Genomic DNA, 15663 nt, shown 5'->3' on the forward strand with positions numbered 1-15663 from the left:
GTGTTGGCGGTTCCGGGCCCGCGTCAAGGCGGGAAAGATGCCTTGACTCGAACCCGGAACCGCAGGTGCGGCTTGGGATCGGTGCGGGGAGGGGCTTGGCCGGGGCGTGTGTCGCGTTCGCTTGCCCGTTGCGGGGAAGGCCCTGGCCTGGTGCGGAGTGTCAGTCGCTGATCGCGGCCAGTAGGTCGTCCAGCGAGAGCGTGCGCAGATCGTCCCGCGTCGGGCGGTGGCCCAGCAGGCGCAGGCGTGAGGACTGGGACTTCCGCATCCGCTCCAGGAGTTTGCGCGCCTCGCGGGCGTTGCCGAAGTTCTGGTCGCGCTCCACCTGGCTGAACCACTCCAGCAGGGCCAGCTCCAGGTTTTCACCGAGCAGATAGTCGTCGCCCTGTGCCATCCGGGTGCTGATCTGCACCAGCTCCTCGGGCGAGTAGTTCTCGAACTCCAGCGTCTTGGCGAACCGGGACGCCAGGCCGGGGTTGGCGTCCATGAAGTCCAGCATTTCCTTGGTGTACCCGGCGACGATCACCGCGACCTCGTCCCGGTGGTCTTCCATCAGCTTCACCAGGGTGTCGATGGCTTCCTGGCCGAAGTCGGAACTGCCGCCGCCGGTGGAGCGGGACAGCGTGTACGCCTCGTCGATGAACAGCACACCACCACGCGCCTCGTCGAAGACCGACGCCGCTTTTTCCGCGGTGTGACCGATGTACTGGCCCACCAGGTCGCGCCGCGAGACCTCCTTGAACCGTCCGTTCGGCAAAATGCCCAGCGCCTGCAGCAACTGCCCGTAGATGCGGGCGACGGTGGTCTTACCGGTGCCGGGCGCGCCCGCGAAAACCAGGTGATTGCTCGCCGCGCCAACGGAAAGGCCCTCGCCGCGGCGCCACTCGTTGACCTGGATCTCGTCGATCAGGGCCCGCACCTCGTCCTTGACCCCGGCCAGCCCGATCATCCCGTCCAGCTCGCCGAGCAGCCGGTCCATGGTCTCGACATCCTGGTGGTTGCGCGTGCTCTCGACGGCCCCGACCAACGGTTTTCCCTTGCTGTCGGCGGGTTCCCGGATCTCCGGGTTGGCGCCCTCGGCGAGGAAGATGCCCGGGCTCGCGGTGTTCTCCACGCGGCACTCGTCGACGAGACCGCCGCAGCCGCGGCCGAAGGTGATGCCGTTGCCCTGCGTGTCGTGCACCCAGCAGGCCGTGATCTTCGGCGAGGTCTGGTCCGCCACCGCGATCCCGGCGTCCCCGGTCTGCGAGATGTCACAGCGTTCGACGCCGGAGTTTCCCGCCTGGTACATGTAAACCCCGCGGAATCCGCAGCGCGCGACCGTGGTGTTGCGCACCGTCACCTGCGCGCCGAGCCGCAGGATGATCCCGTCGTCGGCGATGTCGGTGACCTCGCACCGGTCGACGAGGCCGTCGGAATCCTCGATCACCAGGCCGTACTGCGCACCGTTGATCTTGATGTTGTGCAGTTCGACGTTCGCGCCGCCGGACACGCTGACCGCCGCGGCGAACCCGGCTTCCGCCGCACAGTCGCTGATCTTCACCTTGCCGCCGTTGATCCGCACGGCGGAGTTCTCGGACGAGCGCACCGTCAGCCCGATCAGGTCCACCTGCGCGTTGACGAGCGAGACCGTCGGCTGCTCGGGGAACGGCGAACCGATCGTGACCGTGCCGGGTTCCCGCGCGCTGATGATGAGTTTCCGGCGCTGGATGACCAGCGGTTCCTCGTACTCGCCGGGAGCCAGCGAGATCACCGCACCTTCGTCCGCGAGTTCCAACGCGTCCCGGATGGACGGAAGCGCGCCGCGTTGCCCGGGCGCCACCAGAAGAGTGCGTGCCATACCTCCATCTAAGCCCCATCGGGCTAGGGTTCGGACATGCATCCCGGATGGCAACCGGCCAACGACGTCGAGCGCGCCCTGCTGGCCGCGACCGAACAGGAAAACGGGCAGGAGTACGCGCGGCTGGTCACCAAGGCTCCGTTGTACGTTCCCGAACTTCCGCCGCGGGACAGCGAAGACTGGCGCACGCTGGCCGAGCAGATCCCGGCCGCGGAGGACTGGTTCGTACTCGCGTACACCTCGCCCGAGGCACTGGCCGCCGGGCTCGGCCGGTTCGCCCGCGGTCAGGTGGCGATGAGCCTTTCCGCGCTGCGCGAGCGTTTTCCGGGCGAAGACAAGCTGCTCTTCCTCGACCCGGGTATGCAGATCGGCGCCACGCTGCCGCTGGCGCAGATCGTGGAGGTGGCCGAGGGCAGGCAGCCGCTGGTCACCCACGAGGAGATGGGCGAGCTGCAAATGGACATCCTGCACGAAAAGGTGCGGGAAATCTGCGGCGCCGTGCTCGGCTCGGCCGTGGCGAACTGGACGCCCGGCAACGAGCTGGAGGCCGAACTGTCGGCGGCGTCCGCGGCCGGGGATATCCAGGCCTTCCTCGGCGCGCTGATGGAGGCGGAGGTGGCCGTGCTCGCCACCCGGCCGGACGCCGATCCGCTCGAGGAAGGTTTCCCCTGGTACGTGCTCGGCCCGCCCGGTCTCCCCGTGATCATGGCGATGAGCTCGATGGATACACTGCGCCATGTCGATCAGCACGCCATCCGGATCCCGTTCGTGCTGCTGCTGGCGAACTGGCCGGGCGAGGAGTTCGTGCTCGCGGTCAATCCCGGCACACAGACCGAGCTGATCCTGTCGGGCGACGTGGTGGCGGAACTGATGTCGGACGTCGCCGACGTCGTTTCCGGGCAGGGCTGACACCCCGTGTGCGCAGGCCAGGGCTTTACGGCTGAGTAAATTCTCCACCCCAAATGGTTTGCGATCGTTGCCTTTGCCTGGCACAGTCGGAAATGCTTGACCCAGGCCCATTGGCGACCGGAAGGGCTCGCGGAGTGCACTATCACCTGCTGGGGCCGGTCGAGCTGTCCGGGCCGGGCGGGCCGGTGCGTCTCGGCGGTCCGAAGCAACGTGCCGTACTCGCGGCGCTGTTGCTCAACGCCAACCGGGTGGTGCCCGACCAGCAGCTGATCTCCCTGGTGTGGGGCGGCGATCCGCCGGCGAGCGTGCGCGGACAGGTGCAGGTGTACGTGTCCGAGTTGCGGAAGCTCATCGGGCGCAACGTGATCGTCCGCCGGTCGCCCGGCTACTACATCGAAGTCGGTCCCGGCGAGCTGGATGTGCACGCTTTCGATGAAGCGGTCGCGTCTGCACGGTCCGATCGCACCGCGGGCCTCGTCGACGCGGCGGCGGACAGGTTGCGTGCGGCGCTGGCGTTGTGGCGCGGGCCCGCGCTCGGCGGGGTCACCGAGGCGCTCGCCGCGCGTGAGGTGCCCGGTCTGGAGGAGCGGCGGCTGGCGGCGCTGGAGGACTATTTCGACGCGCAGCTCACGTCCGGTCAGCACGCGGCCGCGGTGCGGGAGTTGTTGCAGGCAGCGGAGGAGAACCCGTTCCGCGAACGCCTGCAGGCGCAGCTGATGCTGGCGCTGCACAGGTCTGGCCGCACTTCCGAAGCCCTCGACGTGTACGGCGTCGCGCGGGCGCGGCTGGTGTCGGAGCTGGGCGTGGAGCCGGGGCGGCTGTTACAGGACACCCAACTGCAGCTGCTGCGTGCGGAGGAACAGAGCCAGCCCGCGGCGCCGGCCGCCACCACGGTGCCGCGCCAGCTGCCCGCGGACATGCCCCAGTTCGCGGGGCGGGACAAGGATCTCGCGCTGCTGAACGAATTGCTGCCCCCGGACGGCAGCCCCGCGCCCACCACGGTCACCGTGTGGGGCGGCGCTGGTGTCGGCAAGACGACGTTCGCGGTGCACTGGGCGCACCAGGTGCGCGACAGGTTCCCGGACGGTCAGCTGTATGTGAACCTGCGCGCCTTCGATTCCGGTGGCGCCGCGGTCACCCCGGACGAAGCGGTGCGCGGGTTCCTCGACGCGCTCGACGTGTCCACCCAGGTCAGCACGGCCAGCCCGGAGGCGCAGTTCGCCCTGTACCGGAGTCTCCTGGCGGACAAGCGGATGCTGATCGTGCTGGACAATGCCAGCGACGCCGAGCAGGTGCGCCCGCTGCTGCCCGGCGCACCCGGCTGTCTGACAGTCGTGACCAGCCGCAACCAACTTTCCAGCCTCGTCGCGGCCGACGGCGCGTATGCGGTGAACCTCGATCTGCTGCCCACCGCGGAGGTGCGGGAGCTGCTTGCCCGCAGGCTCGGCCGGTGCCGCGTCGAGGCCGAGCCGAAGGCGGTCGAGGAGATCAGCGAGCTGTGCGCGCGGCTGCCGTTGGCGCTGGCGATCGTCGCGGCCCGCGCGGCCACGAACCCGGGATTTTCCTTGGCAGCCTTGGCAGATGAGCTGCGGGCCGCGCGCGGCGGCCTCGACGCCTTCGACGGCGGGGATCCCACAACGGACGTGCGCGCGGTGTTCTCGTGGTCGTACCAGGCGGTCAGCCCGGAGGCGGCGCGGCTGTTCCGGCTGCTCGGCCTGCATCCCGGCCCGCACGTCAGCACTCCGGCGGCGGCGAGCCTGCTCGGCGTGCCCACGCGCGAAGTACGTGTGCTGCTGGCCGAGCTGACAAGGGCGCATCTGGCGGTGGAGCGCAGTCCGGGCCGGTACACCTTCCACGATCTGCTCCGCAGTTACGCGATCGAGCTGACGCGCGCGTACGACTCCGAGTCCGAGCGGCACGCGGCGACCCGCCGGATGCTGAGCCATTACCTGCACACTGCGCACACCGCGGCCAGGGTGTTCAGCCCGCAACGCGAGCCGATCGTGCTCGAACCCGCGCAGCCGGGCGTGATCTCCGAGCCGATGACGGACGAGCAGGCCGCGGTCTGGTTCGGGGCCGAGTACCCGGTGCTGCTCGCCGTCGTGCAGCTGGCGGTGGAGCAGGGCTTCGACGCGCATGCCTGGCAGCTGGCCTGCGCGCTCACCAACACGTTCCACCACCAGGTCGGGCACTGGCTCGGCGAGCTGAGCACGTACCAGTCGGCGCTGCACGCGGCGATGCGCGCCGGCGACCCGACAGGTGAAGCGCACAGCCATCGCGGGCTCGCGGTGTTCTATCTCGCGATGGACCGCACCGACGAATCACTGGCCCAGCTGACCCTCGCGCTCGATCTGTTCGTCCGGCTCGGCGATCCGGTCTACCAGGCCGATGTACACCAGGCGATGGGCTGGATCCACGACCGGCAGGACCGTCCGGCGCAGAGCCTGCACCACGCGTTGCGGGCGCTCGAACTGTTCCGCAGCGCCGGGCACCGCATCGGCGAGGCGGGCGCGCTGAACAACGCGGGCTGGAGCTACGCGCGGCTGGGGCAGCACGAGCAGGCGATCATCTACTGCGAGCGCGCGCTGGCCATCCAGGAGGAGCTGGGCAACGTCGTCGGCCAGGCCAGCACCTGGGACACGCTCGGCCTCGCGCACCACAACCTCCAGCGCTACGACCACGCCGTCGAGTGCTATCAGGAATCGATCAAGCGATCACGTCAGGTGCGCAGCAGATTCCACGAAGCGCGCACGCTGGGGCGGCTCGGGGAAAGCCACCTCGCGCTGGGCGCCACCGACGCGGCGCGGCGTGACTGGCGCGAAGCCCTGCGGATCCTGGACGAGCTTCGCGCGCCCGGTGCGCCGGAGATCCGGGCCCGGTTGGCGGCTGTGGAAGAGCCGTCCCGGCCGATAGCCTGAGCCTACGTTCCGCGTTCGACCGTAAGCGTCGCGTGTGGACTTTCGACACCGCCGGGTCGCGCCTGGAAACGCCCGAAGCGCTTTCGAAGTGTTTTCGAAGTTCGTGCTGACAACATCGGTTGCCTTGAGGACCACCAGCTCGAATTTCGGTGTCACTGAGAAGGTGATTGGTTGTGGCGGACGGTTCACGTGGCCGCTTGGGCGGCCTCGTCCAGAACTTTCGCCGGCGTGCCGGGCTGACCCAGCGCGAGGTCGCGGAGCTCGCCGGGCTGAGCGTGGCGGGCCTGCGCGACGTCGAGCAGGGCCGTGTCGTGCGGCCGCGCGCGTCCACCCTGCGCAAGCTCGGTGACGTGCTCGGCCTGTCGCGGGTGGAGCTCGGCGAGCTGATCCGCGAAGCGGGCGGCGATCACGCGGGCGCCGGTGGCCTGCGCGTCGAGGTGCTCGGCCCGCTGCGGGTTTCGGTCGACGGCGCGGTGGTCGACCCCGGTTCGGAGACCCAGCGCGTGCTGCTCGGCCTGCTCGCGCTGTCGCCCAACGTGCCGGTGGTCCGGGACGCGCTGGTGGAAGCGGTGTGGGGCGCGAGCCCGGCTTACGGCACCGTGGACCTGTTGCAGTCCAGGGTTTCCCGGCTGCGCCGCCGGCTCCAGCCCGGCGCAGTCGGTGATGGCGAGGGCGCCCAGCCGCTGGTGGCTTCGAGGGGTGGCTACCAGCTCACGGTCGCCGAAGGGCAGCACGATCTGCTCGTGTTCCGGCGGCTGGTGTCGCGGGCGCGCCAGGTGCGGGACGAAGCCGAGCTGACCGAGGCGTGCGGGTTGTTCGCCGAAGCGGTCGGGCTCTGGCGCGGGGATCCGCTCGAGGGGCTGGCCGCGCTGCAGTCGCACCCGACGGTGGTCGCGCTCGGCCGTGAGTACCGCGCGGTCGTCGTGGAGTACGCGGCCGCGGCGTCGGATCTTGGCCGCTACCAAGAGGTTCTGCCGTTGTTGCAGCGCGTGGCGGAGGCCGACCCGTTGCACGAAGCGGTGCACGCGGGCCTGATGATCGCACTCGCCGGCAGTGGCCAGCAGGCAGCCGCGCTCGACGTGTTCGACACCTTGCGCCGCCGGCTGGTCGGCGAGCTGGGTGCGGACCCGGGCCCGGAGCTGGTGGCGGCGTATCAGCGGGTGCTGCGGCAGGAGGTGAACCGGCCGGAGTTCGCGCCGGTGAGCGCGCACCGTCAGCTCCCGCCGGACATCGCGGACTTCAGCGGTCGCGAAGCCGAGCTGCGCCATGTGCTGGAAGGGGTTTCCGGCACGAACCGCGGTACGGCGGTGAACATCTCGCTGATCGAAGGCATGGGCGGCGTCGGCAAGACGCGGCTCGCGATCCACGCGGCGCACCAGTTGCTCGCCGAAGGTCGCTACCGGGATTGCCAGCTGTACGTGGATTTGTGGGGGCACGCGGACCAGCCGCCGGCGGACCCGTCGGCCGCGCTCGCTTCGTTCCTGCGCCTGCTCGGGGTGCCCGGCGACCAGATCCCGCCGAGCCTGGACGAGCGCGCCACCCTCTACCGGGACAGGCTGTATGGCAAGAACGCGTTGGTAGTGCTGGACAATGCGGCGTCGGAGGACCAGGTGCTGCCGTTGCTGCCGGCGGACTCGACGAACCTGGTGCTGATCACCAGCCGTCGCGCGCTGGCGCTGGACGGGGCGCGCACCCTGCCGCTGGACGTGTTCACCCCCGCCGAGGGCCGGGATCTGCTGGTGCGGGTCGTCGGTTCGAAGCGCGTCGAGGCTGAGCCCGATGCCGCGCGTCGCGTGGTCGAACTGTGCGGCCGGTTGCCGCTCGCGGTCGCACTGGCCGCGCGCCGGCTGCAGTCGCGTCCGGCTTGGACAGTGGAGGATCTCGCCGCGCGGCTCGCCGAAGCGGGGGACAGGCTGAGTGAACTCGCCGCCGGCAGCCGTCGGCTGCGCGCGGTGTTCGACCTGTCGTACCAGGCGCTCACCGCGGACGAGCGCCGGATGTTCCGGCTGCTGGGCCTGCACCCGGGCGACGACTTCACGGCCGATTCGGCGGCGGCGCTCGCGGAGCTGACTCCGTTGCAGGCACGGCGTCTGCTGGACAGGCTGGTCGACGAGAACCTCGCCACGGTCGTCACCCGGAACCGCTTCCGGCTGCACAACCTGTTGCGCGAGTACGCCCGCTCGGTCGTCCGCGACGAGGAGCCGGCGGAGCAGCGCCGCGCCGCGATCACCAGGGTGCTCGACTTTTACTTGCACACCACGGCGTACGCGACGTCCCAGCTGCAGCCGCACCCGTGGACGAAGGAGCTCGCGGGCAGCGAGCCGCGGCACCGGCCGGAGCTGAACAACCGCGACGAGGCCCGGCGCTGGCTGGATGCGGAGCGTGCCTGCCTGATCGCCGCGGTGAGTCTCGCCGCGGAGCAGGGCTGGCCCACGCACGCCTGGCAGCTGACCAGGTCGCTGCGCGCGTACCTGAACCTGTACGGCTACAGCAACGACCACGACTGGGTGCGCACGCACGAAGCCGCGCTGTCGGCGGCCATCGCCGCCGGCGACAAGGCGGGGGAGGCGCACACCCGCAACGATCTCGCCTCGGCGTACCTGAACCAGGGCCGCGCCGCCGACGCGCGCGATCACCTCTACCGGGCGCTGGACTTCCACCGGCAGGTCGGCGACCGTACGCTGGAGGCCATCACGCTCGGCCTGCTCGGCGTGGTCTGCTACCGGCTCGGACAGTTTTCCGAGGCGCTGCACCACTTCCGCCAGGGCACCGCGGTGTGCGGCGGGCGGCGCGCGTACCTCGAAGGCCAGATGTACGACTACGTCGGCAACGTGCTGGCCACGCTCGGCTTCTTCGACGAGGCGATGGACAGCTACGAGCGCGGGCTGGTGCTCTCGCGGCAGGCGCACAACCCGGACGGCGAAGCCGGTGTGCTGGCCGATCTCGGCGAGCTGTACGGCAGGCTCGGCCGTTACCCCGAGGCGATCGACCATCTGAAGCAGAGCCTTTCCCTTGCTTCACAGAATGATTTGGCCCCGAAGATCGCGTATGCCCGGCACCGGCTGGGCAACGTGTACCGCATCCTCGGTCGCTACGACGACGCGCTGGCGCATCTGACGGAGGCGCTGCGGATCGCGCGCACGGTGAGCGGACCGGCCACGGAAAGCGAGCTGCTGATCGACCTCGGCGTCGCGAACCGGGACATCGGTGGCCTGTCCGCGGCGTACGAACTGCTCGACCAGGGGCTGCGGCTGGCCATCAACCGCGGTGAGCGTTACCAGCAGGCACGCGCGCTCAACGAGCTCGCCGAACTGCACCGGTGCGCGGCCCGCGCCGAACTCGCGCAGGACCACTGGCTGCGCGCACAGGCCCTTTTCGAAGAACTCGAGACTCCGGAAGCCGGCCGGATTCGCGAGTTCACCGGCGGTATCCACCGCTGGGACGCGACCGGCGCGGATTCGGTCGCCTGACTCGCGAAGAGCGGCGCAGGTGTGGCGCCATCGTGCCGCTCTTCGCGAGTCCTCTTTGGACTCAGCTGCGCTGGAACGCCCAAGCGGAAACGGTCGGGCGTAGCCGCATCCGCAGCACTTTGCCGTGCCGGTCGCGGCGGACCAGCTCCAGGCTGTACCCCAACGCCAGCCGCGCCGCGGCGACGGTGAGCACCAGCATGTCCGCCGCGGTGGTGGAGTACATCCGTGCGGCCTCCGCGACGAATTCGCGGGTGTAGGCCATCGTGTCCGCCGCGCGGTGACGCACGGCGTCGTGGTACTCGGAAAGCGCTTCCCGGCGGATCCGGTCGAGGTCCTCGGGTCGACCGGCCAGCTCGTGCAGCAGCCAGGTCAGCGCCGCGCCCAGCACCCGCGGGTCCGTGGTGATGCCTGCGCAGACCTTGGGCATCACCTTGGCGGGGTTGAACTTCCGCCCCGCGAGGTCGTGGAGGCGTGCGCGCAGTGCGTGATCGATGACGGGCAGATCGGCGAAGGTCAGCAATGCCGGGATCCGTTCCATGACGTTCCGTTGTCGGCGCACGGCCTAGCCGTGCGCGCGAATCCGACGACGGCCGGGCGGCTTCGGTTCCGTTCCGCGCGCGTCCGTTGCTGCCGCAGCGCCACCGTTGCAGCGCAAGGAAAACGAGAGTCCTCGCCGGTCCGCGCCGCCAGTCCATCGAGGTTCCACTGCCACCCCATGGAATTGGGTGGTGGGGGAACGCCCGGTTGCTCCCCCACCACCAGCACTCGACCGGCTCCGGTCGCCCGACCCGGCCACCCTCCAACCTACAGTTCGTTCAACAATAAGGCAATGCATTGCCGGATTGTTCAACAAATGCTACGGTCGGATCTGTTCGGTCCGGGCAACCCGAAAGGATCCGACAGTGACCGTCACCGATCTGCCTCGCACGCTTTCCTACCGTGACCGCGTCTTCCTGAAGGCCGTCGCGGCCGGCCGGGTCGAGCTGACCTGCGGCCACGAGCCCGAAATCTTCGTCGACGGCCTTTCCTGGTGCGACCCGTTCGCCGCCCGTGCGCTCGTGCACGGTGGCTTCGTCCGCAGTGGACAGTCGGGCCCGCGCGGAGCCAAGGTCCCCGCCGAGCTCACCCCACTCGGCCGCGTCGAAGCCGGCCTCGTCCGCGGCCGGTAGACCACTCAGTTCTCTTTCGAGTAGCCGAAAGCACCGGGAAGGAGTCGAAAATGAACGTCACCTTCGCGTAGTCAGTCCACAGTGGACGTGCTGATCAGAGCTCTCTGCCACGGACGTCGCGCCACAACAGCGCGACGCCGTGGCCCGGTAGCAGCCAGGAGTGGAGATCTATGGAACTCAGCTGCTCCGGCGGGAGCCATGACGTGGCCGCGTTGCTGGCGCGGAAACTGAACGGCATGGCATTGAACTCCCAGATTCTCGTGCCGTCGACATCGAAGTCCCGGGTGTCGACTTCGATGTGATCGATGTAGCACGGATAAGGAGCTTGCCAGTAGCAGAACCCGTCGTCGATCTGCTCGAGGCCGGACTGGCGCACGCTCAGTCGCTCGACGGAACGGACTGCCGGTGAGTCACCGTTCGGTAAGGTGAAGGAACAGTCGAAGATGCGCAGACTACTCAGGTAGTCGCGCGCGTGCTGCTGTTGCAACGATCCGATGGGTCCGCGGAACAATGGCAGATAACGCGGCCAGTCCTGGTACTTGACCTCGGTTGTCCGCAGATCGCGAAACGAAGCCGAATGTTGCCGGTCGTCGCTACCGAGATAGTCGATGCTGATCTCGGTCGTCGCCATGAAGTTGTCGGTCGACTGCGTGAACAGTGATCTGTCCAAAGTGAACCACAAGTCGAACAGCGGAAACTCGCATGCCTGTACGATCGAGTCCCGCAGTCTGGGGTCGCAGGTCGCGAAGTAAACGAACCGATCAGCCCGCACGTTGTGGTGAAACCGGTATGTGGCCGTCGCACCCAGTCGGTACAGGCCGCTGTCGACGGCGCTGAGCCGCAGCCCGACACTGGTGTCGGTGCTGATGGTCAGATCCCGGCCGAGCATCGCTGTCACGACATCGCGGTTGGCCTCGTTCGTTCCGTAGACGGACCCGAGGAACAACTCCATCAGCTGTTGTGGCTGCATCGATCCGACAATGGCCGGCCCGGAAATATTCGTCAGCTCGCGGGCCAGGCGCGGGCGCAGATAGTTCGTGTAGCAGAACAGCAGGAGGGCAACCAGGCCGAACGGGATCCACAGCTCGGACAGCAATTTGTAGGCCACGCGCTGCCAGGCCGAATCGTCATCGGCTTGCCAGCCGATGACGCCCGCCAGTGCCAGCACGGACAGGGTTCCCGCGACCAATGCGGCCCGCCGCATCAGGCTTCGATTTCCCGTTGGTGGGGCCGCCACAACAGCGCGACGCCATGGCCCGGAAGCAGCCAGGACTGCACATTGAGGTCCGGCAGCTCCTCGGGCCTGAGCCAACGGGTGGTGGCAGTGTTGGACCGGAAGGTGAACGGAGCGATGTTGAACTGGAACGAGTCGGCCCCGTCGATGTCCAGCTCCTTCACCGCGAAAGTTATCCGGTCGACGTAGCAGGGGTACGGGGCCTGCCAGTAACAGATTCCGTCATCGATGCGCTGCAGCGCGCTGGCCCGCACCGACAGCCGTTCGATCGCGCTCACCGAATGCCCGTCATCCGCGATCGCACTGAGGTCACATTCGAAGATGCGCAGATCGGAGAGATGATCACGAGTGCTCTGCCGCGGCAGGGCGCCCATGTCTTCGCGGAAGAACGACAGGTAGTCGGCCCAGTTGCGCAGCTTCACCTCGGTCAGCCGGAGTTTGCTGGACTCGGCGATGTGGTGGTCGCCGTTGTCGTCCACGTATTCGATGCCCAGCCTCACGGTGGGCAGCATCCCCTCGACCGACTCCTGGAACAGTGCGCTGTCGGGCACGAACCAGAGTTCGAACAGTGGCAGCTGGCATCCCGAGCTGATCGAGTCCCGCAGGAGCGCGTCGCAGGTCGCGAAGATGATGAATCGATCGACCTGGACGTTCTTTTTGAAGCTGTAGGTCACAGCCAGCGTGAAATGGTAGAAGTCGTGGTCGATCGCCCGGAGATCGATGTGCACTCCGGTGTGCGTGCTGATCGTCAGGTCGCCACCGAGCGGGCGCCGGCCCTCACCGCCGAGCACGCCCGTGATGACATCACGATTGGCTTCGTTCGCCCCGTAGATCGACTCGAGGAATGTCTCCATGACCTGTTGGGGAAGCAGGGCTTCGACGATTCTGGGGCCCGCGATCCGAGTCAGCTCCGCCGCGAGCCATCGACGTACCAGGAGTTCGTACCCGCCAAGTCCGAATGCCGCGAGCATCAGCACCGGAAAGGTCAGCTCCATGAGCCGGTGCAACGCGGCAGGCCAGCCCGGCTGCGGGGTCCAGACGACGGTGCCGGCCAATTCCGCACAACTGAAGGCGAGGAGTCCGATACAGAGGCGACGAATCAGGCGGCTGTGTTCAGGAGGCCGCACGTCACCGACGTGCCTCCTGGTTTCCCCAGCGTCCACTGCCTCTCCGCCTCGTCAAAACCATGATCTGCGGAGAAAGGGGGGAATCGATAGGCCCGTTCGGCTTAATTCAACGCTTGTGCCAGCGAGGTTCGTCTTCGGCGTCGTAGGTGTACGTCGTGAGGGTCGCCCGCTCGTGCGGAGCCGTGCCACGGTGGGCGGCCACGTCGTTGTACAGGCCGAGCAGGTGTGTGGTCATCGAAACGCGCGCGCCACCTTCGTCCCGGCGCCGGATGAACCAGGTGACCTGGTCGTGCTCGGTGGCCGATCGGTTGTGCACTTCCGAACTCCCGTAGCTGTTCCGGCGGTAGTCCCGCAGCTTCGGGACCAGTGACCAGTAGAGCTGTTCGAGTAGTTCGTTGTGGCCGGCCCGGATCAGGGCAGCGTGAAACTCCTCGTCGGTGCGAAGCAGCTCGTCCTTGTCCTCCAGCGCCGTTGTCTGGTGATCCTTGGCGCGTTTCGCGATCTCGTCGATTTCACCGTCGGTCGCCCGTAGCGCGGCCAGGCTCGCCGCGGTTGCCTCCAGCGCGATTCGGACTTCCATCAGATCGGAGTCGCTGACCCGGTTGTCCAGCACCAGTGCGTCGTCACGGTTGACGACGTCCGTCGACCGCACGTACCAGCCGCGGCCACGCATCACTTCGACGATTCCCTGCAACTGCAGACGTTGCAATGCCGTACGCAGCGAGCTGCGCGCGACTGCCATCCGCTGAGCGAGTTCGGGTTCGGTGGGAAGACGATCGCCGGCCTTGAACCGGCCGCTCTCGATCAGTTGCCGGAGCTTGTCCTCGATCAGCTCCGGCAGTGGCTTGCGCGTGTCCGGCGAGAGCGACCAGCTCTCCTCATCCATGATCGCCTTCTCAAAAGCTCATCGGGGGCCCCGAGCATCCCAGTGAGGCTAACAGAGGACGGACAGCAGACGCAAGTTGTCTGTCTACTTGTTGTAACTTGACAGACAACGGACAACCGATGGATGCTATTTCCACCGAGGGCGAGCATGTCGGGATCCGTCGTCGGCCTCGGCTTCCTCCGGAAAGGGGCGTCGTGATGAGTTCGCAGAACCTGCTGATAGTCATCTTTTTGGTAGCGCTTGCGGTCGCCATGATCGGCTGGCGAACGATGCTTGTGATGACCTTGACCGCCGGGGCTACCCTCGCCGTGCTGGGCCTGGTCGAAATCGTCTCTTTGCTCGGTGCGGCTACCTGAGTTCAAGATCTGGTTGAGAAGCGTGGTCAGTCTGTTGTCGGACAACTGATCCCGCCTCGGCAAAGGTGGTGATGCCCGCTAAATTGACCAAGTCCCTGGGGGTGTCTTGCTCACGGAAGCTGTGGATGAACCTCGAATCTGGCTGGCCGGACGCCACGGCCGTGCATACCGCGTTCGGGTCGGTCGGCACGGTCGTCGCCGAACGCCGGGTGCTGTACCGCTTCGCTGCTGAGATGTGCGGGTCCGGACAGGCCGAACTCAGCGAACAGCAGCTCGACAATCCGCTGTTCCGGTTCCGCATCGGCGAGGCGCTCGCCGGTCGAACGGCCTTCGATCCGGAGGAACAGGACGAGCTGGCGGGGATCGTCACCGAACTGAACGTTGACGGCGCACGGCTCGGTGTCACATCCGGCGTCGATGCAAATGTACGGCTCGCCGCGGTGTTGAGCGTTGTGCACGCGCAAGGCGGCGCTCCAGGCGAGCCACCGAGGCTCCTCACCGAGGCCGCCGGGCCGCCGTTTCAGGAGGCCCTCGGACTGGTCGAAGCCGGGCTGCGCACGCTGTGCACGGTCAGTCCGCGGTTGGCGGCGGATCTGTTGCCGCACACTGCTTTGCTCGCGGTGCTCGACCCGGGCACCTCGGGCGGGCTGGTATCGGCGTCCTCGCGGCTGGTGCCGGGGCTGATCCTCATCGACCAGCCAAGCTGTGCGTACGACGTCGCGGAAGCCCTGGTGCATGAAGGGGCACACCAGAAATTCTTCGACCTCGCGATCACCCACGATTTCCTCGGCGCCGACCTCGCTCGTGACCGCATCTTCCGGCCGCCGTGGTCCGGCGCCGCCTGGCCGGTCGAACAGGCAATAGCGGCTTTCCACGCTTATGCATTACTGGGGCAGTTCGCCGAAGACATGACACGCGCGCAAGACGACGATTCCCTGGGGCCACACACACTTCTGCCCTCGGCGCGCGCCCGCCAGTCGGAGATCGGCCGGTGGCTGCTCGGCGTGGAGGATGCGCTGGGCCCGGATGCCAGCTGGCTGTTGCGAACTCTGCTCGGCGAGGAGGTCGCCGACGAAGCACCGTCTTCGGCGGCGGTCCCGATGCCGGATGGTCTTTATCAATTGAACCCGGTTGTGAAGACAGTCAGGACTGAGACAACCGGACGGCTGCTGCTTGCCAAACCGGGCAAACCGCCACTCCTGCACTGGCTCGACGGCTCCGCGGTCGAACTTGTGGACCAGTTGGCAGGCCGGCCGCTGGCGATGTCCGAACTGCGGCCGGAGGAGGTGGGAATTCTTTCCAGCCTGGTCGAGTCGGCGTTGGTACATCGCGTTGTTTCGCCCGGATGACAGCGGGTAGCCCGCGAGTTACCTGTAGGGGTTCGATTTGACACCGGAGGACCGAAGCCCAAAGATAGCCAAGATCTTCGGCGATCTTTGACGGCTCCGCCATCGGGACTCACTCCGGACGGGGCCGTCCCTTTGTGATTCCTGAGAGGACATCGATGGCAGCTCAGCGGGGCCTTCACCGGACAACTGGCACCCATGCCGGTGAATCGCTAACACAGCGGACCCCGGTCGGCATAATTCCGGAAAATGTAGTGCCGGGCCGACAGAATTATGGTCGGCCGGTTACTCATGTGGACTTTTTCCGGCGGATGCCGGCCGGCGGTGGGACTGTCTACTTCAAACCCCCGGTGACCACGGACTGATCTCCGGCGAGTGGGCGGCAACGTGGACACCCGCGTTGCCGCG

At 67.7% G+C, this 15663-nt stretch carries 11 protein-coding genes; 6 read left to right on the top strand and 5 right to left on the bottom strand.

From position 1 onward, the window contains the following. Nucleotides 1–160 precede the first annotated feature (160 nt). Nucleotides 161–1840, bottom strand: coding sequence for a right-handed parallel beta-helix repeat-containing protein (locus VHD82_RS26155; protein ID WP_325709359.1), 1680 nt, complete (start codon nucleotides 1838–1840; stop codon nucleotides 161–163). 36 nt (nucleotides 1841–1876) lie between these two features. Here VHD82_RS26155 and VHD82_RS26160 point away from each other — a divergent pair, with 36 nt between their 5' ends. The 3 genes from VHD82_RS26160 (at nucleotide 1877) to VHD82_RS26170 (ending at nucleotide 9137) form a co-directional block, all read left to right on the top strand. Next, nucleotides 1877–2749 (top strand): hypothetical protein, encoded by an 873-nt coding sequence (locus VHD82_RS26160; RefSeq protein ID WP_325709362.1) that lies wholly within the window; start codon nucleotides 1877–1879, stop codon nucleotides 2747–2749. A gap of 134 nt (nucleotides 2750–2883) precedes the next feature. Next, a complete protein-coding gene (locus VHD82_RS26165; protein ID WP_325709365.1) occupies nucleotides 2884–5667 on the top strand; it encodes an AfsR/SARP family transcriptional regulator in 2784 nt (927 codons plus the stop codon). 173 nt (nucleotides 5668–5840) lie between these two features. After that, nucleotides 5841–9137 carry a tetratricopeptide repeat protein gene (locus VHD82_RS26170; RefSeq protein ID WP_325709368.1) on the top strand — a complete coding sequence of 1099 codons (3297 nt, stop codon included), beginning with the start codon at nucleotides 5841–5843 and terminating at the stop codon, nucleotides 9135–9137. Nucleotides 9138–9198: 61 nt separating this feature from the next. On the opposite strand, the gene VHD82_RS26175 is transcribed toward VHD82_RS26170, so the two are convergent. Beyond that, the gene (locus tag VHD82_RS26175) at nucleotides 9199–9675 is read right to left on the bottom strand and encodes a hypothetical protein (RefSeq protein ID WP_325709371.1); all 477 of its coding nucleotides are present in this window, start codon (nucleotides 9673–9675) and stop codon (nucleotides 9199–9201) included. Nucleotides 9676–10039: 364 nt separating this feature from the next. Between VHD82_RS26175 and VHD82_RS26180 the strand changes: the two genes are divergently transcribed. Next, nucleotides 10040–10306, top strand: a complete 267-nt coding sequence (locus VHD82_RS26180) for a hypothetical protein (protein WP_325709374.1) — start codon at nucleotides 10040–10042, stop codon at nucleotides 10304–10306. Between the two features lie 94 nt (nucleotides 10307–10400). Here VHD82_RS26180 and VHD82_RS26185 read toward each other — a convergent pair whose 3' ends face one another. The 3 genes from VHD82_RS26185 to VHD82_RS26195 form a co-directional block, all read right to left on the bottom strand. Beyond that, on the bottom strand, nucleotides 10401–11474 hold the full coding sequence (locus VHD82_RS26185; RefSeq protein WP_325709378.1) for a hypothetical protein: 1074 nt from the start codon (nucleotides 11472–11474) through the stop codon (nucleotides 10401–10403). 35 nt (nucleotides 11475–11509) lie between these two features. Further along, nucleotides 11510–12595 carry a hypothetical protein gene (locus tag VHD82_RS26190; RefSeq protein ID WP_325709381.1) on the bottom strand — a complete coding sequence of 362 codons (1086 nt, stop codon included), beginning with the start codon at nucleotides 12593–12595 and terminating at the stop codon, nucleotides 11510–11512. A gap of 178 nt (nucleotides 12596–12773) precedes the next feature. Next, a complete protein-coding gene (locus VHD82_RS26195; protein WP_325709384.1) occupies nucleotides 12774–13553 on the bottom strand; it encodes a FadR/GntR family transcriptional regulator in 780 nt (259 codons plus the stop codon). A 197-nt stretch (nucleotides 13554–13750) separates the two neighbouring features. Between VHD82_RS26195 and VHD82_RS26200 the strand changes: the two genes are divergently transcribed. Both VHD82_RS26200 and VHD82_RS26205 read left to right on the top strand, forming a co-directional pair. Continuing rightward, nucleotides 13751–13909, top strand: a complete 159-nt coding sequence (locus VHD82_RS26200; RefSeq protein ID WP_325709387.1) for a hypothetical protein — start codon at nucleotides 13751–13753, stop codon at nucleotides 13907–13909. A 71-nt stretch (nucleotides 13910–13980) separates the two neighbouring features. Further along, complete coding sequence (locus VHD82_RS26205) at nucleotides 13981–15258, top strand: aKG-HExxH-type peptide beta-hydroxylase (RefSeq protein ID WP_325709390.1); 1278 nt, start codon at nucleotides 13981–13983, stop codon at nucleotides 15256–15258. Nucleotides 15259–15663: the final 405 nt, after the last annotated feature.

The organism is Amycolatopsis sp. (assembly GCF_035546795.1).
Classification (GTDB): Bacteria; Actinomycetota; Actinomycetes; order Mycobacteriales; family Pseudonocardiaceae; genus Amycolatopsis_E.

What these genes read in the sequence shown, in the direction of transcription:
- VHD82_RS26175 (WP_325709371.1), bottom strand. Translation starts at nt 9,675, where the DNA reads ATGGAACGGATCCCGGCATTGCTGACCTTCGCCGATCTGCCCGTCATC.
- VHD82_RS26205 (WP_325709390.1), top strand. Translation starts at nt 13,981, where the DNA reads ATGCCCGCTAAATTGACCAAGTCCCTGGGGGTGTCTTGCTCACGGAAG.
- VHD82_RS26160 (WP_325709362.1), top strand. Translation starts at nt 1,877, where the DNA reads ATGCATCCCGGATGGCAACCGGCCAACGACGTCGAGCGCGCCCTGCTG.
- VHD82_RS26195 (WP_325709384.1), bottom strand. Translation starts at nt 13,553, where the DNA reads ATGGATGAGGAGAGCTGGTCGCTCTCGCCGGACACGCGCAAGCCACTG.
- VHD82_RS26155 (WP_325709359.1), bottom strand. Translation starts at nt 1,840, where the DNA reads ATGGCACGCACTCTTCTGGTGGCGCCCGGGCAACGCGGCGCGCTTCCG.
- VHD82_RS26200 (WP_325709387.1), top strand. Translation starts at nt 13,751, where the DNA reads ATGAGTTCGCAGAACCTGCTGATAGTCATCTTTTTGGTAGCGCTTGCG.